Origin of the sequence: Sutterella massiliensis (assembly GCF_016899755.1) — a bacterium.
GTDB classification, from domain to species: domain Bacteria; phylum Pseudomonadota; class Gammaproteobacteria; order Burkholderiales; family Burkholderiaceae_F; genus Sutterella; species Sutterella massiliensis.
The window spans coordinates 1-1,434 of record NZ_JACJJC010000075.1; the positions used below are offsets into that span (position 1 = coordinate 1).

Below are 1,434 nucleotides of genomic sequence, written 5' to 3' on the forward strand. Positions count from 1 at the left end.
GGCGTGTGCGTAATGAGAACATCCGCTTCGCCGATCAACGTGTTGATCGTTCCGTCAAGCGGACTCGTCGGCTCGGTAATCAACTTGACATCAAGCTTGGCAAGGTTCTTTATGAAGTGCGTCATGCCCGAATGAATGGAACTCGGGAAGTTTGTAAGCGACACGCGAACTTTGCCGGGATGCGCCTTGGCGTAGGCAACGAATTCCTGAAAGGTCTTGAAGGGGGCCTGCTTGCCGGCAATCACAATGATCGGCAGCAGCGTTGCACGGCACACGGCTTTGAAGTCCGCAGGTTTGAGCGCCTTGCCGCCCGGCGCCACATTGGGCTTCAAAACCATCGGGCTGAGTGCGGCAAAGTAAATGCGGGAACCGTCAGCCGGTCCGTCATGAACCTCGCGCCCTGCTCTGCCCATCAGACCGTATTCAAAATTGAACGGAACACCGAGCTGCTTTTCAAGCGCTTTGTTGAAATCGAGACTCAGGGCGTCATAAGGACACGGTTCGAACGGATGAAAGACCGTTATGGGACCGGACGGAAATGCCGAGGGTTTTTCGGCGGCATGAAGACTCGGCACAACAGGAAGGACTGTTGCGGCGGCAAAGCTTTTGAGAAGGGCGCGACGAGAAGACATTCTTTATCTCCAAAGAAAATACAGCTCGCGCACATCGTTGAACGGTTCAACGGCAGAAGCCGGCGCAAGCTGCCGCTCGCAGCAATGCTGCGGGCAAACATCCGGCGACGGCGAACGTTGAGGCGGCAAGCATGCCGCTAGTCGGAACTCCTCGAAAGTATGCCATCGCCACGCGTGGAGCTTTTGCGTATTTAAGCCTCGCACGACTTCGGTCAAACGGTTCAATGCTTTCCATGACGCATGGGCAGTCCACACATTCTCCGCGGGCTTATTTCACTTGACAATCGAAACAGATTTTCATTTTTGAGATAACGCCGGCAACCTTCGACCACAGATCCAATCGAACGACCAATTGAAGTCCAACCGGTTGAATCTTGACGCGGAGATTCCTGCAGAAGTCTGCAAAAACACCGATGACAATACGCTCGAATGCGCTTATACGGTAACAGTGTCTTTCGATGTAAACAGCCCTGATGTTTCGGCTTAACAAAGGAGGAAGTGAAGATGAGTACATTAAGCAGACGCAATTTCCTGAAGGCCGGCGTGGCGTCGGCTGCTGCGGGCGGCGCCGGCATCGCGAAAGCGCTCGAGATTCCGAACGCCGAACAGTACAAATGGGATCGCACCTGCGATGTCGTCGTTATCGGATTCGGCGGTGCGGGTGCCCCTGCCGCAATTTCTGCGAAAGAATCGGGAGCGGATGTTCTCGTTCTAGAAAAAATGGCCGTAGGGGGCGGCAACTGCACCGTGTCGAGCGGCGGTTTTGTCTGCGTTGATGATGTCGAAGACGGTTGGAAATATC

General features: G+C 54.5%; 2 protein-coding genes. One reads left to right on the forward strand and one right to left on the reverse strand.

Translation table 11 applies throughout. The annotated features are described in order from the left end of the window. A partial coding sequence (locus H6A60_RS11305) for a type 2 periplasmic-binding domain-containing protein (RefSeq protein ID WP_205104677.1) occupies window positions 1-632 on the reverse strand: 632 nt, incomplete at its 3' end. Between the two features lie 504 nt (window positions 633-1,136). Here H6A60_RS11305 and H6A60_RS11310 point away from each other — a divergent pair. After that, window positions 1,137-1,434 (forward strand): FAD-binding protein (locus tag H6A60_RS11310; protein ID WP_239477733.1); only part of this gene is annotated, 298 nt, incomplete at its 3' end.